General features: G+C 51.0%; 22 protein-coding genes, 1 pseudogene and 2 riboswitches. Of the genes and pseudogenes, 5 read left to right on the top strand and 18 right to left on the bottom strand.

Translation table 11 applies throughout. The annotated features are described in order from the left end of the window. Positions 1 to 21: 21 nt before the first annotated feature. The 16 genes from IEX98_RS20240 to IEX98_RS20165 form a co-directional block, all read right to left on the bottom strand. Positions 22 to 1,476, bottom strand: coding sequence for a sensor histidine kinase (locus IEX98_RS20240; protein WP_188891000.1), 1,455 nt, complete (start codon positions 1,474 to 1,476; stop codon positions 22 to 24). Next, positions 1,466 to 2,191 carry a response regulator transcription factor gene (locus IEX98_RS20235; protein ID WP_188891032.1) on the bottom strand — a complete coding sequence of 242 codons (726 nt, stop codon included), beginning with the start codon at positions 2,189 to 2,191 and terminating at the stop codon, positions 1,466 to 1,468. The genes IEX98_RS20240 and IEX98_RS20235 overlap by 11 nt, the downstream gene beginning before the upstream one ends. Before the next feature lie 338 nt (positions 2,192 to 2,529). Next, a complete protein-coding gene (locus IEX98_RS20230; protein ID WP_188890999.1) occupies positions 2,530 to 2,742 on the bottom strand; it encodes a hypothetical protein in 213 nt (70 codons plus the stop codon). A 432-nt stretch (positions 2,743 to 3,174) separates the two neighbouring features. Then, positions 3,175 to 3,597: a VOC family protein gene (locus tag IEX98_RS20225; protein ID WP_188890998.1), complete on the bottom strand. Its 423-nt coding sequence runs from the start codon at positions 3,595 to 3,597 to the stop codon at positions 3,175 to 3,177. Between the two features lie 62 nt (positions 3,598 to 3,659). After that, positions 3,660 to 4,484 carry a bifunctional hydroxymethylpyrimidine kinase/phosphomethylpyrimidine kinase gene (gene thiD / locus IEX98_RS20220; protein WP_188890997.1) on the bottom strand — a complete coding sequence of 275 codons (825 nt, stop codon included), beginning with the start codon at positions 4,482 to 4,484 and terminating at the stop codon, positions 3,660 to 3,662. Between the two features lie 31 nt (positions 4,485 to 4,515). After that, complete coding sequence (thiO, locus tag IEX98_RS20215) at positions 4,516 to 5,628, bottom strand: glycine oxidase ThiO (RefSeq protein ID WP_188890996.1); 1,113 nt, start codon at positions 5,626 to 5,628, stop codon at positions 4,516 to 4,518. A 52-nt stretch (positions 5,629 to 5,680) separates the two neighbouring features. Next, positions 5,681 to 6,460: a thiazole synthase gene (locus tag IEX98_RS20210; protein WP_188890995.1), complete on the bottom strand. Its 780-nt coding sequence runs from the start codon at positions 6,458 to 6,460 to the stop codon at positions 5,681 to 5,683. Between the two features lie 4 nt (positions 6,461 to 6,464). Beyond that, positions 6,465 to 6,662, bottom strand: a complete 198-nt coding sequence (gene thiS, locus IEX98_RS20205) for a sulfur carrier protein ThiS (RefSeq protein ID WP_188890994.1) — start codon at positions 6,660 to 6,662, stop codon at positions 6,465 to 6,467. Between the two features lie 4 nt (positions 6,663 to 6,666). After that, positions 6,667 to 7,290, bottom strand: a complete 624-nt coding sequence (thiE, locus tag IEX98_RS20200) for a thiamine phosphate synthase (RefSeq protein ID WP_188890993.1) — start codon at positions 7,288 to 7,290, stop codon at positions 6,667 to 6,669. A 22-nt stretch (positions 7,291 to 7,312) separates the two neighbouring features. After that, the gene (locus IEX98_RS20195; protein ID WP_188890992.1) at positions 7,313 to 8,377 is read right to left on the bottom strand and encodes a thiazole biosynthesis adenylyltransferase ThiF; all 1,065 of its coding nucleotides are present in this window, start codon (positions 8,375 to 8,377) and stop codon (positions 7,313 to 7,315) included. A gap of 49 nt (positions 8,378 to 8,426) precedes the next feature. Next, complete coding sequence (locus IEX98_RS20190; protein ID WP_188890991.1) at positions 8,427 to 9,440, bottom strand: ABC transporter substrate-binding protein; 1,014 nt, start codon at positions 9,438 to 9,440, stop codon at positions 8,427 to 8,429. Between the two features lie 41 nt (positions 9,441 to 9,481). Next, positions 9,482 to 10,243 carry an ABC transporter permease gene (locus IEX98_RS20185; protein ID WP_229692285.1) on the bottom strand — a complete coding sequence of 254 codons (762 nt, stop codon included), beginning with the start codon at positions 10,241 to 10,243 and terminating at the stop codon, positions 9,482 to 9,484. Next, on the bottom strand, positions 10,240 to 11,109 hold the full coding sequence (locus tag IEX98_RS20180) for an ABC transporter ATP-binding protein (protein ID WP_229692284.1): 870 nt from the start codon (positions 11,107 to 11,109) through the stop codon (positions 10,240 to 10,242). The genes IEX98_RS20185 and IEX98_RS20180 overlap by 4 nt, the downstream gene beginning before the upstream one ends. Then, on the bottom strand, positions 11,106 to 11,795 hold the full coding sequence (tenA, locus tag IEX98_RS20175) for a thiaminase II (protein ID WP_229692283.1): 690 nt from the start codon (positions 11,793 to 11,795) through the stop codon (positions 11,106 to 11,108). The genes IEX98_RS20180 and tenA overlap by 4 nt, the downstream gene beginning before the upstream one ends. A 93-nt stretch (positions 11,796 to 11,888) precedes the next feature. Next, positions 11,889 to 11,998: riboswitch (TPP riboswitch) on the bottom strand. A gap of 545 nt (positions 11,999 to 12,543) precedes the next feature. Further along, positions 12,544 to 13,305: a WGR domain-containing protein gene (locus IEX98_RS20170; RefSeq protein ID WP_188890990.1), complete on the bottom strand. Its 762-nt coding sequence runs from the start codon at positions 13,303 to 13,305 to the stop codon at positions 12,544 to 12,546. Between the two features lie 76 nt (positions 13,306 to 13,381). Next, positions 13,382 to 13,573: a DUF3934 domain-containing protein gene (locus tag IEX98_RS20165; RefSeq protein ID WP_188890989.1), complete on the bottom strand. Its 192-nt coding sequence runs from the start codon at positions 13,571 to 13,573 to the stop codon at positions 13,382 to 13,384. A gap of 138 nt (positions 13,574 to 13,711) precedes the next feature. Next, a riboswitch (ZMP/ZTP riboswitch) is annotated at positions 13,712 to 13,798 on the top strand. Positions 13,799 to 13,875: 77 nt separating this feature from the next. On the opposite strand from IEX98_RS20165, the gene IEX98_RS20160 reads away from it, so the two are divergent. From IEX98_RS20160 to htpG, 4 genes and pseudogenes are all read left to right on the top strand, one after another. Beyond that, the gene (locus tag IEX98_RS20160; protein ID WP_188890988.1) at positions 13,876 to 14,745 is read left to right on the top strand and encodes a bifunctional 5,10-methylenetetrahydrofolate dehydrogenase/5,10-methenyltetrahydrofolate cyclohydrolase; all 870 of its coding nucleotides are present in this window, start codon (positions 13,876 to 13,878) and stop codon (positions 14,743 to 14,745) included. Continuing rightward, positions 14,732 to 15,370, top strand: coding sequence for a cyclodeaminase/cyclohydrolase family protein (locus IEX98_RS20155; RefSeq protein WP_188890987.1), 639 nt, complete (start codon positions 14,732 to 14,734; stop codon positions 15,368 to 15,370). The genes IEX98_RS20160 and IEX98_RS20155 overlap by 14 nt, the downstream gene beginning before the upstream one ends. A 31-nt stretch (positions 15,371 to 15,401) precedes the next feature. Beyond that, positions 15,402 to 15,488, top strand: a pseudogene (locus IEX98_RS29630) (VOC family protein); the annotation flags it as partial. 366 nt (positions 15,489 to 15,854) lie between these two features. Further along, positions 15,855 to 17,735: a molecular chaperone HtpG gene (htpG, locus tag IEX98_RS20150; protein ID WP_188890986.1), complete on the top strand. Its 1,881-nt coding sequence runs from the start codon at positions 15,855 to 15,857 to the stop codon at positions 17,733 to 17,735. A 39-nt stretch (positions 17,736 to 17,774) separates the two neighbouring features. Here htpG and IEX98_RS20145 read toward each other — a convergent pair whose 3' ends face one another. Together IEX98_RS20145 and IEX98_RS20140 are read right to left on the bottom strand one after the other, a co-directional pair. After that, positions 17,775 to 18,170, bottom strand: coding sequence for a VOC family protein (locus tag IEX98_RS20145; RefSeq protein WP_188890985.1), 396 nt, complete (start codon positions 18,168 to 18,170; stop codon positions 17,775 to 17,777). Positions 18,171 to 18,192: 22 nt separating this feature from the next. Beyond that, on the bottom strand, positions 18,193 to 19,107 hold the full coding sequence (locus IEX98_RS20140) for a cation diffusion facilitator family transporter (protein ID WP_188890984.1): 915 nt from the start codon (positions 19,105 to 19,107) through the stop codon (positions 18,193 to 18,195). 354 nt (positions 19,108 to 19,461) lie between these two features. Here IEX98_RS20140 and IEX98_RS20135 point away from each other — a divergent pair, with 354 nt between their 5' ends. Next, positions 19,462 to 20,205, top strand: coding sequence for an MBL fold metallo-hydrolase (locus IEX98_RS20135; protein WP_188890983.1), 744 nt, complete (start codon positions 19,462 to 19,464; stop codon positions 20,203 to 20,205). The last annotated feature ends 67 nt before the right edge of the window (positions 20,206 to 20,272 follow it).

Genomic DNA, 20,272 nt, shown 5'->3' with positions numbered 1-20,272 from the left:
ATGAATAAATCCTTACAGCCCTCATACCAGCGGGAGCGTAAAAGAGAACGCAGTTCCCTTGCCGCTTGCGCTTTGAAAATCGATATAGCCTCCGTGTGCCTCAACGATATGCTTGCATATGGACAACCCGAGGCCCGTTCCCTCACTTACTTGGCTCTGCCCGGCTTTGCCTTGATAGTAACGTTCGAATATAAACGGCATGTCCTGCGGCGAAATGCCGGACCCTGTGTCCGCGACCGTAATCCGCAGCTGTTCCTTCCCATGGATGCAGGCCTGCTCAACTCGTATCGCGATCCGGTCTCCGGGCGCTGTATGCTTCAGTGCATTGGCTACCAAGTTAACGACAACCTGCTCGATTCGCACGGCGTCCGCACGGATCAGCACATCTGGAATTTCCTCTGCCTGCGGTGCGTCAACATCGATGCCCGCCGTCCGCACGTAATGGGCGCTTGGCTGAATAATCGCCGAGAACAACGCTCGGCTGTAGCTTTCTACGGGAACGACCGAAATTTGACCTAGCTCCTTTAAAGCATGGAGCAGCAAATCGTCAATCAGTCTTGCCATCGTGTCCGCCTGTGTCTGCATGACTTCCATATAGGCCATCACCGCAGGGAGATCCGGACACACTCCTGCCTGGATGGCTTCAATATAGGCTTTGACCGTCGTGAGCGGCGTTTTCAAATCATGGGAAATGTTCGTAATGAGCTCTTTCTGCGCCTGCTCCTGCTCTTGCTTGCGAAGCTGAAGATGCTGCAGCTCCAGCCGCATTTGATCAAACATCACGTACAGCTCGCCCCATTCATCGGATTGAAGGCGCTCGATCTTTTGCTCATAATGCCCTTTCAGCATCGCCTCCGAGTGATCCTTCAAATCGGCAATTGGCGCTATAGCGTCCCGCTTCAGCTTCCGGTTCAATACGATGAGCAAAGCCAGCAGAGAGAGGGATAATACACACAGCAGGATGATCAGAGTGGCTTGCGAAGAGCTCTGCGCCTCCTGCTTATCCAAATGCCCTTGTGGCACGGTGAAAATCGCATTCGCAATTTGTGAATTCGTCCCTTCTTCAATAACAGGGAAAGCGATCCGGTATTCTTCGCCAGAGTCCATTTTCGCCGCATATAGATCATAGTGCAGTGACGTTCGCATATCGAGGCTAGACATAGCTTCTCCTTCAGATGAATAAACGACTGTGCCGTCAAGAAGGGCAACCGTTAGTCCCATCTCCCCTAGTCTGGATTCGAGCATCTTACTCCAGTTGCCCGATTGCCCCAGCTTCTGCAAGACGCCCTGCTTCTCCAGCTCCAGCATCACGGCATTTGTTTTTAACCGCACCTCATTGATCACTAAACCGGCAGACCTGCTGTCTGTTGAACCCGCAAGCAAATAGACGCCAATGCCCGCTATGCCGATCAAGCAGACCAATGACGCTGCCAGCCACCTTTTTAACCAGACGCTCAAATAACCATCATTGATCATCCTGAGCTTCATCCCTTGTGCTGAATTTATAGCCGACGCCCCAAACGGTCCGCAAGTAGAATGGCTTGGATGGGTCTGCCTCCAGCTTCTCGCGAAGCCTGCGAATATAGACGGTAATCGTATTCTCATCTCCATACGCGCCATATCCCCATACCGCATCAATCAGCTGACTCTTTGAAAACACCTGATCCGGATGCTCCGCCAGATGCAGCAGCAGTTCAAATTCCTTCGCAGACAAGGAGATCTCCCGGTCATTCACCGCTGCTCGATATCCCTTCTTATCAATCGTGATCGCACCGCGCCGCAGTGAATCGTCTTGCTCCTTCTGGGCACGGCTTATTCCGTCCAGCCTGCGCAAATGCGCCTGAACTCTGGCGACAAGCTCGCTTAACGAAAAAGGTTTAGTCATATAGTCATCGGCCCCAAAGCCGAGTCCAAGCACTTTATCGGTGTCGCTGCTGCGAGCGCTTAACAGAAGAAGCGGAGTTGCATGCTTCTCGCGAATGTGGCGGCACAGCTCCATCCCGTCAGCATCAGGCAGCATAATATCCAATATAATGAAATCCGGCACATACGTCTCCATTGCTTCTCTTCCCTCACGCCCGGTTCCGAACGTCAGAACCTCATAGCCGTTAACCGTCAAATAATCTTTAATAACCCGCGCTATCGCTTCTTCGTCTTCGATGACCAGAATGCGCTTTTTCCGTTCGTTCATCATAGCTGCTTGGCTCCAATCCGCGAATTCGCTATCGATCCCATTCAGGCTACCATTTCGACAAATGGGGCGAATTTCCTGTTATGACATTCATATAAGCATATAAAAAAGGCTTTGCCGGCGGACTTGGAGGCGGCTGCTGGTCTTAAAGCATCCACACCGATATCAGAGAACACCGATGCCAAGTAGATAATTATGTGAATTGGAGATAGAGTCTGTATTGACGCTTACCATTTATCCACTTTAGTAATGAATGGTCGTTTTATATATAAATGCTTCCTCATCCTGAGAAAATAAAAAACACCCACATCATGTGAGTGCTTCAGGTGAAGCTATAGCTATATAGGTTTCATTTCAATTTCGCCGCTTTTGCATTTCCGGATAAACTCACTCATAGCTGCCCGGGATTCAGGCGTATGATCGCTGCGGGGATCAGTCAGAACACCAACAGGATCAATGATCCGAGCTTCGTTATCGCCAGTAGCTCCGACAGTTACTCGTATAGGTTGTCCTTCAGCAGTAAGGACGCCAGGCAATACTTTTCGTGTCATAAGATCACACCCTTTTACTTGTAGTATAACCGAATTATCTGTTTTGACACAACACCATAGATGCCCATATTAAGCCCCATTACAGGCATGGCATTGAACGCATGCGTAAAATAGTCACGCTTATCCGTCTTGGGCGTCAAGGCAAGAAAGCCATCATATCCAAGATCAACACTGATCTTGCCGGCAAAACCAACAAGCAGCCTTGCGACATTCTCATAATACCTCGGCGGGACATCGTTTCAATCCGCAAATTCGCTATCAATCTATGTTAAATCTACTATTTCGACAAAATGGTGTAAATTTCCTGTATTGTATCAAGATCCGCATATAAAAAGGCTTTGCCGGCGGACTTGGAGGAGACGACCAGTCATTCTCTGACCGGCAGCTCTCTAAAGTCTACTACGACAAAGCCTTTATTGAAATAACACTCATTTATTTAGGCAGATCCAGCTGCCATGACACGCCGTACCGGTCCTCTACCCAGCCGAATTTTGCACTAACCGGTGTTTCTGCAAGTGACATCAGTACTGCGCCACCGACAGACAATTGCTCGAATACGCGGTTCAGCTCCTCTTCCGTATCGCAAGAGACAAAGAGAGAAAGTGCTGGCGTAAACGAATGCTTATGCTGCTTGTCCAAATTGTCGATGCACATGAACTGTTGGCCTTTCAACGTGAATATGGCGTGCAGAACTTTCTGCTCGTTGCCTGGCTCTACTGGAATACCAACATCACTGAAGCGTGTTACTTTATCAATACGGGAATCGTCAAAAATCGAGGTGTAAAATTGAATCGCTTCCTCCGCCTGTCCGAAAAACATCAGAAACGGACTAATCTTCTGCGCTGCTTGCCCCATGCTTCCTCACCTCATCTACAAAATTGCTTTCGAGCACATGGTAGCATGATGAGCGGCAAATCTCAAGAATGGGCGACAAGGCTGCGGCGATAGGCCCAATGGTTGGTCGGCCCATGGCCGCCGCCAATGGTAATTCCGTCCTCGATTGCCGCCTGAATGAAGGCTTTAGCCTGTCTCGCCGAAGCCTCCACACTAAGCCCTGCCGCTAGGCCAGCCGTAAGCGCAGCGGAATATGTACAGCCCGTACCATGCGTACGGGCGGTTTCCACCCGCTTGCCCGACAACTCGCTGAAGCTGCTCCCGTCAAAAAGCAAATCAATCGCTTCCTTGCCTTCCTCATGCCCGCCTTTAATAATGACATGCTTTGCGCCAAAGGCAGCAAGCCGTCTTGCCGCCTCTCTCTTATCGGCGCTGGTGCGAATCGGGATGCCCGCCAGCCGCTCCGCTTCCGGAATGTTCGGTGTAAGGACAGCAGTGAGCGGAAGAAGCTTTTCCGTCATAGCCCGAATTGCTTCTGCTTGCAGCAGCGATGCCCCGCCTTTAGCAATCATAACCGGATCAACGACGACCTTCGTCCAGCCGAAGAAAGCGATCGCCTCCGCCACTGCGGTAATGATTTCAGCACTGAACAGCATCCCTGTCTTCAACGCATCCACGCCAATATCGCTGCCGACAGAATGAATTTGCGCGGTAACAGCTTCTTCGGCAACCGGGTAAACGCCTTGTACGCCAAACGTGTTCTGTGCAGTTAACGCGGTTAGCGCAGACATGCCGTAAACGCCAAGCTCCTGAAAGGTTTTCAGATCCGCTTGGATGCCTGCCCCGCCCCCGCTGTCGGAACCGGCTATCGTCAACGCCCTCGCTATTCGGCCCTCTATCTGCTCCATGATTTTCCCCCGTTCCTATTTCTCTTCTTCATTAATAGGTAAATCGCCCGGGAGCAAAAGCCTCCATCATTTCCGGAAGCTTAATGCCGTCGATATAATCAGCAACTGCCTTGGCAGTCACCGGACTAAGCAAAATCCCGTTGCGGTAATGACCTGCCGCCATAATCACGCGGCCGGATTCCTCGAGCGGTCCAAGCAGCGGATATCCGTCCTGCGTCGAAGGGCGGAGGCCCGCCCACCGGTGGAAGGGTGTTTGCTCCGCAAGAAACGGAAACGCCTGCTTATTCCAGTTGCGCAGCCGTTCGATACCCCGCTCCGTTACTGTCGTATCGAAGCCTGCTACATCCTCCGAGGCGCCGCATACTAAAGTGCCGTTCTCCTTGGACACCAGATATCCCTGATTGCTGAACACCATATGGTGAACCGGATTGATCTCCGCCTCATAGGCGCAGATTTGCCCCCGAATCGGATAGACTGGAATGCGGATGCCCAGCGTCTCCTCCAGCTCCTGCGCCCATGCCCCCGTGCATACGAGCAGCCGGTCGCCGCCAAAGCGCCGGCCATCCTTCGCTTGCACAACGACCGCATCCCGCCATTCCGCTACTTCTAGTCCGCCTAATTGTTCATGAAAATGAACGCCAGTCAACCGGCATGCATGCTCCAGCGCCTCTACATAGTCCGGTGCGTAAAGATGACTTTCGGCTGGTGTATAGAGTGCCGCTTTTACTTGCCTAGAAAGCAGCGGCTCCTTGCGGAAGAGTTCGTCTCCTTCCAGCAGAACACCGCTGGAGCCGTGCTCCCGCTGCCATAGCAGCCGCCCCTCCAGCGCCAGCCGGTCCGCCTCATGATATGCGATATAGAGACTGCCGGAATCGCTGTATTCGAAGTAGCGTCCGGAGATGGACCGGATTGCATCTCGCCACCCCGGATACAGCCTCAAGCTTTCCTTGCCCAGATGAAAAAAAGCGTCTGGCCCTTCAACATTTTCCGAGAAGGGCGCCAGCATGCCCGCAGCCGCTCCCGATGCTTGACCGCCACAGCGATTGATCTCAAGCAAGATTGCTTGATGACCGCGCCGCTGCAGCTCGAAGGCGCAAGAGAGGCCGATAACGCCTCCGCCCATAATGACTACTGTTTCCCCCATCGCTGTACCAGCTTTCTGATCCTAAATTTCGCAATTGCTTCTATAATAAGTGCTATTTCAATAGAAACTGTTCGTGCCCGCTGCTTGCCGAGGCATAGCGTTTTTTCGCAATTCTGCCAGATAAATAAGACAGCCTGCCAGCTTCAATCGCCAGCTTCATCGCCATTGCCATACCTACCGGGTCCTTCGCTTTCGCAACGGGCGTATTCATCAGCACGCCTGCGACGCCGAGTTCCATCGCCTGTACAACGTCAGCGGCTGAGCCCAGACCGGCGTCAACGATGATCGGCACCTTCGCTTCCTCTACAATAAGTCCGATATGATAGGGATTGAGGATGCCCAATCCCGTGCCGATTGGAGCCGCACCCGGCATAACTGCCGCTGCCCCTGCCTCCTCCAGTCTTTTGCACAACACGGGGTCATCCGAGGTGTACGGAAGCACCGTGAAGCCCTCTTTAACGAGTATTTCCGTCGCCTTCAGCGTCTCCAGCGGATCCGGCAGCAGCGTACGCTCATTGGCACTAATCTCCACCTTAATCCAGTCGCTGAGTCCCGATGCCCGGGCAAGCCTCGCGATGCGCACCGCTTCGTCGGCAGTGCTCGCACCGGAAGTATTCGGCAAGTAACGAAAGGCTTCGCCCTCTACGTGCTGGAGAATGGAATCATCCTCCGTTGAGGCCAGATTGACGCGGCGAATTGCAAACGTCAGCACCTCAGCACCGGAGGCTCGAATCGCCTCCTTTTGCACATAAGGATTCGGGAATAGTCCCGTGCCGATAAAAAACCGCGAATGCAGCTCATGTCCCCCAATATGCCAGGTATCCTTTTTCATGCGCTCAGCCCCCTCCGACAAAATGAACCAATTCGATCTTCATCATCGGACGAACCTCTGCCGCCACCCACTGCTCTTTCGTCAGCACGACTCCATCCGCTTCCACAACAACCGGCCTGTCTTCCAAACCGAAGTGAATGACGACCTCTTCAATCGTACGGGCTTCCAGCTCCTGCTTCTGTCCGTTCACAATCAGTTCCATTCCGTTATTCCCGTCCTTCCAGCTTGCTTAGAAAAGCCCGGCAAGTTCCGGCTACATCCGCGCTGCCTACAATTTCGCTGACAGCACAAATTCTTGTCGCCCCTGCGGCAATCACTTCATCTACGTTGCTGAGCTTAATGCCGCCAATGGCAACGAAAGGGATACGAATCCGGCTCGCTACTTCTTGCACGTAAGCAACCGTTACCGGATCGACGACGTCCACCTTCGTCTTTGTCGCAAAAACCGGTCCGACACCGATATAATCAGCACCCTGCTCCTCCGCGAGCAGCGCCTCTTCGATCGCATGCGTGGAGATGCCGATTATTTTATCCCCCACCAATTGTCTGGCCTCTTGCAGCGAAAGATCATTTTGACCCAGATGAATACCATCAGCGTCAACCTCCAGCGCGATATCGATATAATCGTTGACGATAAACGTCACGCCATGCTTGCGAGTCAATTCGCGGAGCGCCTTTGCTTTGCGCAGCACCTCTTCCCGGCTGCTGTCTTTATCACGCAGTTGAATAATATCCACTCCACCGGCAATAGCTTCCTCCATCACTTCCAGCAAATCACGGCCCGGGTGAAACTGCTCTCCCGTAATCGCATATAAGCGAAAATCCTTCATACGTTCACGCTCCTCTATTCTTTTATGAACCGATATAACGGGCATAGATCGACTTCGCGCGTACAAGATCTTCCGTTCCTTGCACGAGAACGCGTCCGTCTGGAAACAGCACGAGACGCTCTCCCTCCGGCAGCTCCGCCTTCAGCAAGTAGGCGTTCAACTCCACCTTTACAGCCGCAGGCTCCAGACGCTTATGCCATTGCTCCAGAGAAAGCGGACCTCGCCCGGATATTTGCACCGTGCTTCGGCCGCATAGCGATACGGTAGAATCCCGCTCCGTAATTTGCAGTGCAGGATATTGCTTCAACTGGCAGCAGGGACACTGCTTGTTCGGCTCGCCTAGCTTCATCTCGAAATAGTGATTATTCCACACATCAAATGTCACGAGGCTATTTCTTCTTGCTTCCTGCGCATCGACCAAAAACTTAAGCGCCTCAACGGCTTGATAAGAGGCGACGATATCAACGACCGGCGATATGACGCCGATCGTATCGCAGGTTTGTCCGCTGCTCTCCCCCGAGGACAAAAAGCAGCGCAGACAAGGCGTCTGCCCGGGCACCAGAATGGCGCTCATTCCCCGCGAGCTAACCGCTCCTCCGTAAGCAAATGGAATGCCTTTGCGAAAGCAGGCATCATTGAGCAAAAACCGCGTTTCGAAATTGTCGGTGCCATCCAGCACCAGATCGATGCCATCCAGCAGATCATCAATATTGTGGACCGTTACGTCCGCCACAATGGCCTCGATCCGCACATCGGAATTAATGCGGCGAAGCTTCTTTTCAGCAGCAATCGCCTTCGGATAACCCTGCTCGACATCCTCTTCATCGAAGAGCATCTGCCGCTGAAGATTGCTTTTTTCCACATAGTCCCGGTCTACGAAACGAACACGTCCAACGCCTGCTCGAACCATATGGTTCGCCAGCACCGTACCGAGCGCTCCCATTCCAATAATAAGTACGGCACGTTCGCTCAGCTTATGCTGTCCGCTCTCGCCAATGGGGGCAAACAGCATTTGCCGGGAGTACCGCTCCTGCCGGCTTTGCTGGTCTAGCTTTTGCTGCGCTTGTTCTTCTTGCTGCTCTGCCATGTGGCCTGCCTCCGTTCATCGTATTTGCATGGAGTCAACCATGACATCTCTATAGATTGCGAAAGACCTCTTTCGCCTCGTAAGCTTTGCTAATCTGTCCGCGCTCCGTCAGCCAATCAATGACTGATTTCCAAGATTGCTCGGATTGGCTGCCGAACGGCTCGGAGCCAGGGTCCATCAATGGAAGCAATACAGCCAGACTTTGTTTCTCAATGTCCGGATCAAGCGGAAAATCCTTGCTTTGCTTATCCAGCAGCAGTCCCAGCGCTTCATCCGGATGACTTGCCGTATAGGCCTGCCCTTTCGCCGCTGCTTCTATAAATTTCTTAATTGCACCGCTTTTACGCTCCAAGCCTTTCTCGCTTGCTGTCAGCACCAGCTCGTAATAGTCCGGAACGCCGTAATCAGCAGGGTTAAAGGAGACGAGCTCCATGCCTTCCTTCTCCAGCAGCAGCTTCTCGTGATTGATATAGCCGCCGATGATGGCGTCCACCTTGTTCGTCGCCAGCGCCGGGATAAGATCCCAGCCAATATCGACATAGCCAAGACTAGCAGGGTCTCCGCCGTCTGCTTCGACCATCGTATTGACCATCGCTTCGTCCAGCGGAAGTGAAGGATAGCCGATTTTTCTTCCGGCTAAATCTTTGGGTGTCTTCACGCCCGAAGCCGCCGGAACAAACAGCTGATTGAGCGGATGGCGGACGATCGCCGCAACCGATACGACCGGAATATCCTCCGAGCGCGATACGGCTACTTGCATTTGATAGCTGAGCGCCAGATCGGCCTTCCCCGTTGCGACCAGCTTCAGGGCATCGCTCGTATCCGCCGGGGTCTGGAGCTTAACCTTCAAGCCCGCCTCAGCGAAATAGCCCTGCTGTTCTGCTGCATATAGAAAGGTATGAACCGCATTCGGATACCAGTCCAGCAGTACGGTCAGTTCTTCCGTCTTAGACTCCTCTTTCCCTCCATTGGAGGGGGATGAGCAAGCCGCTGTAGTTAGCAGCAGTAACATTACCGCTACGCCGATGGCAAACTGTCTGCGTATTCGTTGACTATAAAACATGAATGATTTCCTCCCGTTAGTCGGCCTATTTAATATAGAGACTATGATTTCATCGTTCTGCGTTGACCCAGCATCGTTTTCTCAAGCGCCTGCGCGGCTGCAAATAAGGCAATCCCCATAAACGACAATAGCAGGACGCCGGCGAAAACATCGTCGCCTCGCAGCATATTCGCCGCTCGTTTCGTAAACATGCCTAAGCCTGATTCGCCGCCCAGCCACTCGCCAAGCGTTGCGCCGCCAACGCTAATGGCCGCTGCCATTTTCAAACCGGTGAAAAACGAAGGCAGTGCAGACGGTATTTTCCACTTCATAAACAAATCTCGTTTACCCGCTCCCATCGTACGCAGCAGGTCACCGATCTCTGTGTCCGCCGAACGAAAGCCATCTGCTGTGTTCATGGCAATCGGGAAAAAGGTAAATAAAATAACGACTGCTATTTTGCTTCCAAGATCATAGCCGAACCACATCACCATGATCGGGGACAACGCTATAATCGGAATCGTCTGCGAAGCCACGATAAGCGGGTATATCGTATTCCGAGCTAACGCCGAGCTGTCGATCCAGATTGCAGAAAGTATGCCGCATACGACCGAGAAGGCTAAGCCAAGCAAAGCTTCGCCTAGTGTAACGACGAAATGCTTGCCGAGTACGTTGGCATTATCGAAGATCGATTCGAGAACCGCTGTTAGCTTCGGAAAAATATAATGCGGAATGTCGAACAGATTCGTAGCTGCCTCCCAGCATCCCGCTAACAAAAGTATGAACAGCAGAACCGGTACTTTCGCTTTCAGGCTGGTCATCATCCGGACGCCCCTCCCTGTACCCGGGTACTTCTGCTTGAAGCGGGGCGGATGCTTTCGAGAGACTCTCTCCCCGCATCGGCGGCATGATTCAGACGGCCAAACTGTTCCATTAACGCTCGCTTCAGAGCGACGAACCGCGTATCCAGCACCGTTTCATAAGTACGCGGACGCGGCAGTTCGATCTCGACGGATTGCAGCTCTGTAATCGGTCTTCGGGCAGCAACCAGCACCCGATCGGATAACAGCAGCGCTTCGTCGATATCATGGGTTATAAACAGAATCGTCTTTTTATGCTTCTCCCACACCTGAAGGAGCCATTGCTGCATACCGGTGCGCGTCATGGCGTCCAAAGCGCTGAACGGCTCATCCAGCAGAAGCAAATCGCCACCGCCAAGCAAGGAACGAAGGAAAGACACCCGCTGCCGCATACCGCCGGACAACTCATGGGGATATTTCAGTTCCGTTCCTTCTAGCCCTAGCTCGGGCAGCAGCTCCAGCACACGTCTGCGTGCCTCGCGCTTTGAGCTTCCTTGAAGCTCTAGCCCGATTGCCGCGTTATCCTGCACCGTCCGCCACGGCATGAGGCAATCGCGCTGCGGCATATAGCCGACGGCATTTTGCTTTGCTGTTGCGCTGCCGTTAACCGCGATGACGCCTGAACCCGGTACGAGCAGGCCCGCAAGCAGCCGGAATAGCGTCGTTTTGCCCATTCCGCTTGTCGCTACAATGCTGACGAACTCGCCTTTCTTAACTGTAAAGCTCAAATCGTGGAACAACGGCTCCTCGCCGGAAAAACCATAGTGCAGCCCTTGAACGGATAATGCATCCCCCTGCGGGTCTTCCGCCAGCTTCTCCCGCTTGCTCACACCGGCCACTCTTCCTGGCGGTATGCCATATCCCAAAACATATATTCCAGCTTCGACGCAATGAGGAAATGACGCTCCAGCTTGGCGAGCTCAGGCTCTGCCAGCCCCTCCGCCAATCGATCCATTACGCCGATGCACCAATCCGTCAATTCGCTAAACTCAGGCGAACCGTACATTCGTATCCATTCCCCGTAGAGCGGATGCTCCATCGCTGCAGAATCTTGTGTAAACAGTACGCCGATCTCCCGATAGCTCCACATGCAGGGCAGAACGGCTGCCGTCACTTCAGCAAGCGTACCTTGCGCTGCCACATCCAGCAAATATTTCGTATAAGCAACTGTCGTTGGAGACGGCTCTGTCGACTCCAACTGCTCCCGCGTCACGCCGAACTTCTCGGCATATTGCCGGTGCAGCCCCATCTCCACATTAAGTGTCGAGTCACAAAGCGCTGAGAACTTGCCCATCATCTCCAGATCACCGGCTTTAATGCTGCCGAAAGCAAACATTTTGGCATAGTCGATCAAATAGACATAATCTTGCATGAGGTAATATTTGAACCGTTCGGGGTCTAGCGTCCCCGCCTTGAGCTCCGCCAGAAACGGATGCCGATGGCTCTGCTCCCAGATATCTTTCGAGCCCTCATACAACCTGTCGCTGAATCGTTCTTTCACATGCATGTTTACCATTTTTCATCTGCACTCCTTTGCTTAGTAACCGTCGGTAACGTAAGCTAAGGCGCTCGAAACACAACAAAAAGCCATTCGAGAATAGACGAATGGCTTACAATTCGAAATGTTCTCTACGCCAGCATTACCTGGTTCAGATTAACGGTCAGGCAAACAAGTTGCCTATCTCAGCCGGACTTTATCCAGCACCCGCACTTCATATGCGATTTATCACCAATACTATAACTGATCATTCTCTATTAGGCAATACGAGGAAATTTGTATAGGGAGCTGTTGAGCATCTCTTGTTCCGTTTCCCGGCTAGAGTGTCGCTGACTCACTGCTAATTCCAGACGCCCCCTTTTAGAGGCATTTTATTTTTGCATATTTCCCCTCTGCACACACTTGCTCTTCGTATCCAATTGACTATCGGTAATATTTTTCCTTATTGTGTAATGAATCTACCTTATTTTCAGCCTGGTTGCACGCTATTGAACCAATAACGTCGAAAAGGTAACAACAGAGGAATTCAATTTCCGAATAGAGAAAAAAGTTCACTTAAAACCGCAAAAACTCTGATTTTGCTAGATTTCAACATGTAAATAAAGAAAAAAGTGTAGTTAAATAGCGAAGTTAGTCTTTAAGGTTCCGAACAACGATAGAAGCTGCGACGACAATAACATTATTGCCAGTAACAGTGCTACTCAGATTAACGACTATCTGTTTCAGTACAATTTTGGCGATAGTGTTGCTTCACTAGCTATCCGCCTCAGAAACTAACTAAATCCTTCGCCGTCCGCTCCCGGATACACCTTCCCCTCTCCGTGTCCCCTGTCAGCCGCTTCAGCACGTTCATGCGCTCCAGAGATCGAAGCGCCTCCGTTCTCAAGACTAGACTCAGCTCGCCCATAATCTTGATCTGGCCCAGTGCCGCCGCTACAATCACGCGGTCGTTCAGCAGCAGAAGCTCCGCGTTGCTCATCCGATCCAGTTTCGGCCCTTCCATCAGCTTTTTCACAAAAGCTTCATCGGTCCGATGCGCCGGGACGTACAGCATGTCCCAGTCCCTCTCGATCAGCAGATGCGGAAAACTCGCTACCAGCTCAGCGATTCCTGCCTCTGCCCCCTGCTGCTGGATATACATCTCCAACGCACGAAGTGCCGCCAAGCTTTCCTTCTTGCCAAACGGAGTATCCTCATCGCCCGAATTGTAATAGAATAGCTCAGCGAAATGCCCCGTAAAACGAGGGTGAGAAGTACGGTGCTGCAGCCCTTCAGATGAGTCATCATAGTAGCATTGGTAACGTTCAACAGTCTCAAATGACGGGTCGACCCAATAGCCTTTTTTCAGCTTTTGCGCAATGATTCGTTCCGCTTGGCGCAAGCACTCCTCTTCACTCCTGAACCTTTTATCGAGCATTCTGCCGTTTGTGTTGATCCGTCCAAAATGAACCGTGTATACGGGGCCGTTGCACGAAATACGCCAAAACTTATTTGATCGTTCGCTTTGAAATATAAATGCGCGTTGCATAGCAGAATCCCCCTAAAGCCCTATCAGCGCAAAAAAGGCCATCCCCTCAGCTTGCCGGGAACGGCCAATTGCTTGCTTAATTCGAATCTTTCTTAACGCTGGCAGAAGCGCCTGCGCCTTCATCAGCCTTCTTGCCGGCGGCCCCAGGCTTGCCGTTTTTGCTAAACACGCGCTTTACGCTTTTCGCTTTTGCTGCTTTATCCCAACGGCTCCAGCCTTTTTTGCCCGTTCCTTGCCCGATGCCGCTTTTCTTTTTTCCTTTGGTCAATCGTTACAGCTCCCTCGTCTATCGCAATCTACTAAGAAGTATTGTACCAATAGCAGGCGAACAATAGCAATGATTCCGGCAGAATGCTTTATTCCGCCGCTTCCTTTTCAGACATCCTTTTGATAAAATAAAGCCAACATCGCCGCATGCGACTGGCGAGATTCGAGTGGAATAAACCACGAGGAAGCATGCGGCTGCACCGTGCCGTTCGCCTGGGGAAAAGTATTTGCGGGTGCTCGTTTTTGACGAGCGCTCTGCGGATGCTTTTTTTTCATTTCACCCAAACAAGGAGGAACAAAATCATGGCCGTATTGATGAAAGCGAAAGAACCGGCGGAGCTTGCCTATGCCGGAGTCACAGCGCAGGTGGAAGCATGGAAACGGAGAGGCGTTCAGCCTTGTATCGCAACGCTGCTCGTGGAGGGCGATCCCGCTTCCGCCTACTATGCCGGGGCCAAACGCAAGCTTGCCGACCGGTTAGGCATTGCCTTCCAGCTCCACACCTTCAACTCCCGGGTAAACGAGAATGAATTGCTGGAACGAATCAGCCTGCTTAATGCTGACGCCAATGTTCACGGCATTATGCTGGAGCTTCCCCTGCCCAAGGGAATATCGACCCGTATCATCGAAAATGCGATCGATCCCGCTAAAGACGTCGACGGTGTAACGCCAGCGAATAAGCTTGCCGTGGTTACCGGTGATGCTGGTCTATATCCCGCTACGCCGCAAGCCTGCATCCGGCTGCTCAAGCATTACGGTTATTCATTGTCGGGGAAAAACGTAACGCTTGTCGGCAGAGGCCAGACGGTTGGCCTGCCATTGTTCCATATGCTGCAGAGGGAACAGGCCACTGTAACCGTGTGCCATTCCCGCACGACAGATATCGCTTCACATCTGCGGCATGCCGAGATTGCTTTCGTCGCAGTCGGCCACCCCAACATCGTTAACAAGGAGATGGTGCATGAAGGTTTGGCTGTCATCGATGCGGGAATAAATGAACAAGCAGACGGAAAAATCGTCGGCGACGCAGCAAGCGATATCGGAGATATCGTTGCCGCTGTTTCTCCTGTTCCTGGAGGCGTCGGTACATTGACTACAGCTATTTTGTTCGAAAACTTGATGAAGGCACTAGCTTCACAACAAGGAGAGGTTCTACGCAATGACTCCAATTAACTGGGATTACTCCATCCGCGACTTTGTTCAGCAATCGTCCAGCTCCAGCCCTACGCCAGGAGGAGGCAGTGTCGCCGCTCTCGCCGCAGCGCTCGGCGCCGCCATGACCTCCATGGTATGCAATCTGACGCAGGGCGAGAAATACGCCGACTTCCAGCCGCTAGTAACAGACGCACTAGCAAAAATGCAGCATTTCACCGGGCAATGCGAGGCGCTGCTCGCAGCCGACATCGCTTCCTTCGATACGTATATGCATGCAGTTAAGCTGCCAGCGGGGACGGACGAGGAGAAAACGCTGCGCAAGCAGGCCATTCAACTAGCTGCTATAAGAGCAATTGATGTGCCTCTGGAACTGATGAAAGCATGCAAGAATGGCCTCGAAAGCACCGAAAGTATAGCTAACGCCGCCAACAAAAATGTCATCTCCGACCTTGGCATCGGCGCCATTATGATGAAGGCAGCAGCCGAATCTGCGTTGCTGACCGTTCAGATCAATTTGAACAGCTTAAAGGATGCCGAGCTGAGCAGCCAATATAGCGATAAAGCGAACCGGCTCATGGAGGCAATCAGTACGTTGCATGTACAAACCTTAAAGACGGTTCAGACTCGTATCGCCATTAATTAGCTTTTGTGTGCGAAAGTCGCGCTAATAGCAGCGTAAGCCGTTCGCGGGCGGAGAACAATATTATGCTCTGTTTTTCGAAGACCCTGATCGAATAAAGGTAGAGTTAGTGGCACCTTAAGTATCCTCTCGGCAAAACAAAATGCAAAAGTGCATTTCATTTCCCACTATTTAGTCGATAAATCGATTCAAAATGCAAATCTGCATTTTGAATGCCGCATAATCACTCCATTCAACCAAATTTAGCCCATCAAAATGTACTTTTACATTTTGAAGCGAAAATACAGCCTTCTACCCCTTAACAACATGCACTTTTGCATTTTGAATGCCCTAGATGCTCTCAGCAGCCTTCATCCCCTCCCCCTGTGCCTCGCCCAACATTGACAGTGCAAATTGGGATATGGTATATAAAAGAAAGAATTAGCACTCGAACGCAATGAGTGCTAAGCTAAATCGAAAGCTTCCCCAAATCGAAAGGAGCTCCTTCATGTCAAAGAAACAGTTTCAAGCCGAGTCCAAACGACTGCTCGAGATGATGATCAACTCCATTTATACGCAAAAGGAAATTTTTCTGCGCGAACTCATTTCCAACGCAAGCGACGCCATCGATAAAATATACTACAAAGCGCTCACAGACGATCAGCTGAACTTCGACCGTGACAGCTATTTTGTGAAAATCACTGCTGACAAAGCGAACCGGACGCTGACGATTTCCGATACAGGTATCGGCATGACCGAAGAGGATCTGGAGAACAACCTCGGCATTATCGCGAAAAGCGGCTCCCTTGCCTTCAAGAAAGAGAACGAAGCGAAAGACGGCCATAACATTATCGGCCAATTTGGCGTTGGCTTCTACTCCGCCTTTATGATCGCCGATGAAGTGACTGTTGTCAGCAAGGCGCTCGGCAGCGAGCAAGCCTACAAGTGGGAGTCGACGGGTGCAGACGGCTATACGATTGTACCTGCCGAGAAAGCAACTATCGGTACAGACATTACGCTGAAAATTAAAGAAAACACCGAAGACGACCAATACGACGAGTATTTGGACGAGTACCGTCTGAAATCGATTGTTAAAAAATATTCGGACTTCATCCGCTATCCGATCAAGATGGACATTACCAGCAGCCGTCCGAAGGAAGGCGAAGAGAATGAGTTCGAGAGCTTTACAGAAGAACAAACGGTTAACAGCATGGTTCCGATCTGGCGCAAAAACAAATCCGAGCTGACGCCGGAGGATTACGATAATTTCTACTTCGAGAAGCGCTACGGCTTCGACAAGCCGATCAAGCACATCCATATCAGCGCAGACGGTGCAGTCGTCTACAATGCGATTCTATACATTCCGGAGAATACTCCGTTTGACTACTATACGAAAGAATACGAGAAAGGCCTGGAGCTGTATTCGAATGGCGTCCTCATTATGGACAAATGCTCAGACCTGCTTCCGGATTACTTCGGCTTCGTCAAAGGGATGGTCGATTCGGAAAACCTGTCGCTCAACATTTCCCGTGAGCTGCTGCAGCATGACCGCCAGCTTCAGCTGATCGCGAAAAACATTAAAAACAAAATTAAAGGCCAGCTCCAAAGCTTGCTCAAGGACGAGCGGGATAAATACGAGAAGTTCTACGAATCGTTCGGCCGCCAGCTGAAATACGGTGTATACAGCGATTACGGCGCAAACAAAGACACGCTGCAGGATCTGCTGCTGTTCTACTCCTCGAAGGAGAAAAAGCTCGTCACGCTGGACGAATATATCTCCCGTATGCCGGAAGACCAGAAGTTCATCTACTACGCTGCAGGTGAATCCATCGCCCGTATCGAGAAGCTTCCGCAAACGGAAATTGTATCGGACAAAGGCTATGAAATTCTGTACTTCACGGACGATATTGACGAATTCGCTGTGAAAATGATTGCAAGCTACAAGGAGAAGGAATTCAAATCGGTATCCAGCGGCGATCTCGGCATCGAGCCGGATGCAGACGACAAGGACAGCAATGCCGAAGAGAACGAGAACCAGGATCTGTTCGCGCATATGGCTGGACTGCTGTCGGGTAAAGTGACGAAGGTCAAAGCATCGAAACGATTGAAGTCTCATCCAGTTTGTTTGTCCACTGAGGGCGAAGTGACGATCGAGATGGAGAAAATTTTGAAGGCGATGCCGAACAATCAAGATATCAAAGCTGAGAAAATTCTTGAAATCAACGTCAACCATCCGGTTTATGCCTCGTTGAAAGCGGCTTACGAGCAGGATAAAACGAAGGTTGATCTGTACACGAGCCTGCTGTACAACCAAGCGCTTCTTATCGAAGGCTTGCCGGTTCAAGATCCGGTTGAGTTCACAAACGATATTTGCAAAATCATGGTATAGTACCAAGACCATGATCAATCCCCAAGAACGGCTGAACATTCAGCCGTTCTTTTTTTGTTCATAGGGGTGTAAAAAACGCCGGTGACCGTCCAGATCGGCAAATCCTGCACCGTACATCCAGCCGTCCGTTTCACTGGGCTTGCCAAAGATGCTTCCTCCGGCAGCCTCCACTTTTTGAATAAAGGCATCTACTTCTTCTCTGCTTCCAGCGCCAATGGAAAATATGACTTCTGCGCTATGGGAAGTATCTGCGGTTGCTGCACCTGTAAATTTCTCAAACGCCGCATTCGGGAACAGCAGAATCGTTGTTTGGCCAACAACAAGCTTGGCTCTCTCGCTGCCAACGTTATCCGCATGAAATCCAATTTCATTGAAAAAGGCAGTTGACTTCTCAACATCTTTAACCGGCAGGTTAATCCAAATCTCCTGTGACATGGCTGCAGCCTCCTGAAATATATTATTTCAACAATTGATCTTCTTCATCTTCATACCAAGGATTCAGATGCACAAGCACCTCCTCGACATCGTCATGCTGCTCCATAATCGTCGTTTTGATTTTTTTGGAAACGTCATGGCCTTCCTGGATGTTCAAATCCGCAGGAATGCCGACACGTACGTCGATAATGATGTAGTGACCGTGCTCCCTTGCACGGATACGGTCGATTCGTTTTACTTCCGGCACGGAAATGACGAGATGCTCGTAGAGGTCCAACTTCTCCTGCTCCACCATTTTATCCATGAGGATGTCAATCGCTTCTTTCCCCATATGGTAGGCGAGCTTCAAGATGAAGTACGCGACGATAATTCCAGCGATGGGATCGCCGTAGCTGAGAAAAGCGATGCCGAAATGGTCTCCGATGAGCGCAGCTCCGACACCAACAACCGCCGCGATCGATGCATAGACATCGGCAAGATGGTCGTAAGCCGTAGCAATTAAGCTTTTATTATTCATTTGTTTGCCTAGACGGATGCAATACAGGTATAGCCATTGCTTCCATATCAGCGATACCGCTGCTACAGCCAATGCTAAATAGCTTGCTTGCACAGCAGGATGGAAAAAGGATTCAACGGAATGATAAGCAATATAAAAGGCCGCAATAATCATAATAACGGCTACGATAGCGGAGCCAATCACTTCGGCTTTGCCATGACCGTAAGGATGGTCGTTGTCTCTCGGTTTTCTGGCGATAATTGTCGCGCTCAAGGCAGCGGCCGCTGCTACGACATCCCCGGCGTTATGAATGCCGTCCGCCAGAAGCACCTGGCTGCCTACCATCAGGCCGATTGCCAATTTCAGAATCGTTAACAGTAAATTGCTGATCAGACTGATTGCAATTGCAAACGTGCCTGTTGAATTGCTCTTTTGGTTCATGCTGCGTAAGCCCCTTTTATTCATTCGCTGTCCATAAGCTTTTTTTGACACTTGACCATTATACAAATGGGGATACGTGTGGGTCTAGAGAAACAGTGTTGCTTAAATCTAGCATTGTTACGGCGGGGCAATACACTTTGGACGGGCTAACTATTTTGCAACGGGGCAAAATATGATCGTATAAAGTCAACAGACACCTTGCCTGTTTTTCTCAAAAATCCTAACTCAGACTATTGACAAATAATTATTTTTGTGATATAATTTAATATTTTACATTTGACTTTCACTTTCGATATATGAGATAACTATAGTGTTTTCAAGTTTAGATGGAACGAAAGAGGAGGCTGATTGGCAATGAAAATTGCAAACGGAGTCGAAATGCTGGAGATTCATGTGACAAGCCCTCGTGGACCTATGGTGCTCAATCCGACACTCATTTATGACGAAAATTCGGCTATTCTGGTCGATGCGGGCATGCCAGGCCAAAGCCAGCTCATCGTGGATGCGATGGACAAGGCTGGTATAGCACCTTCTCAGTTGAAGGCGATTATCGTTACACATCAGGATCTGGATCATACCGGAGGCGTTCTGGAAATCATTCATGCAGCCGGCAAACCGGTTCCCGTCTACGCACACGAGCTCGATCAGCCTTATATTGAAGGCAAGCTTCCGCTAGTGAAATCCAATCCGGAACGGATGGCTAAGCTGCTGTCCCACCTGCCGGAAGAAGAGCTTGATAAAGCGCTCGAAATTTTTCGAAATCAGCCTAAGATTCCAGTAGATCAGCTTCTGGAGGACGGTCAGGTATTGCCGGATTTCGGCGGCATCCAAGTCGTATTCACGCCTGGTCATACGCCGGGCCACATCAGCCTCTATTTGCAAGAGAGCAAGACGCTTATCGCCGCAGATGCCATGGTATCCTCCGAAGGCCATTTACGCGAGCCCGTCGAGCAGAATACACCGGATATGGAAACGGCAATCCGCTCCCTGTCTAAATTTCTAGAGCTCGATATCGAGAACGTTATTTGCTATCACGGCGGTTTGAGCCATGAGAACATTAGAGAGCAAATCCTTCATTTGACGCAAGAAAGCAAGTAAACAAGCCTTCAGCGCACAAACGACCCGAAGCAGCTCCTCGCTTCGGGTCGTTATCTATGAATGGACA

The sequence above is a fragment of the Paenibacillus radicis (ex Gao et al. 2016) genome (genome assembly GCF_014641555.1).
Lineage (GTDB): Bacteria > Bacillota > Bacilli > Paenibacillales > Paenibacillaceae > Pristimantibacillus > Pristimantibacillus radicis.
This window is presented reverse-complemented; position numbering and strand designations above follow the sequence as displayed.